Genomic DNA, 1,013 nt, shown 5'->3' on the forward strand with positions numbered 1-1,013 from the left:
ACGGTGGACGAGCTCCCCATCTTCATCAAGACGCTCTACGACGAGTTGGACATGGCGCCGTCGCTGCGGCATGGGATCTGCCCGGTGCTGGTTGAAGCTGCGAGTGGGCCGGGCGTTCGCGGGAAATTCGCTCTGGTGGTCTCGCGGGAGATGGCCACGTCGGACGAGGCGGAGGAGATCATGCGGCAGGCTCGCTTGCTCTTTGACCAGGCGGCGCCTGCCACGCACGTTGCGGCCACGCAAGTCATGGTCGCCCTTTCCCGTGGCGGGGTGGATCCGCGCGGTGGGGTTGAGACTGACTACATCATCGGCCGCCGGCGCCCGGCCAGCGCGCTTTGGAACAACTTCGAGGCTGCGGCGCGCTTCGCGTTGCGAGAGAAGGCCTCGGATATCCACTGGGAGGTGGAAGATCAGGGGACGCATTCCCAGATCCGATTCGCCATCGACGGCTATCTCGTTGCCCCGGCGGAATTCCGGATGGAAACGGGTGTGATGCTCGATACGCTGTCGCATATCTGGCAGAAGGGCAAAGGGGGATCGCAGGGCGTGTTCAGCCGGGTCCTGCCGCAGCAGACCAGCATTCGCACACGCATTGACGGGGAGGCACTGGTGTTCCGCTGGGCATCGATGCAGAGCGCCACGGGCCATGTGACAGTCATGCGGATGCACCGCGAAGAAGCGCAATCCCTGGAAGTGGACTTCGTCAACGACCTCGGATACTTCGAGCAGCAGGCGCAGCTGCTCGACCGAAACACGATGCACCTCGGTGGCGGCACTGTTCTCGTTGGCGTCGTTGGCTCGGGCAAGACCACCACGGCCCACGCGATCATGCAGCGACAGCCTGGGTGGATGAACAAGATGGCGATCGAGGATCCGGTGGAACTGCTTGCCAACGGCACGCACCACTTCTCCGTGTCGCGCACGCTCGACGGTGCGAATCGGGATGAAGATCCTTTTATCGCAGCCAAGCGCCAGATCAAGCGGATGAACCCGCATTTTGTGATGGTGGGCGA

General features: G+C 63.2%; 1 protein-coding gene. It reads left to right on the top strand.

Annotated elements, in window-relative coordinates; translation table 11 throughout:
• Positions 1-1,013 (top strand): ATPase, T2SS/T4P/T4SS family (locus tag ACYP5B_RS43590; protein WP_459573768.1); only part of this gene is annotated, 1,013 nt, incomplete at both ends.

It is taken from the genome of Cupriavidus sp. 8B, assembly GCF_054589115.1.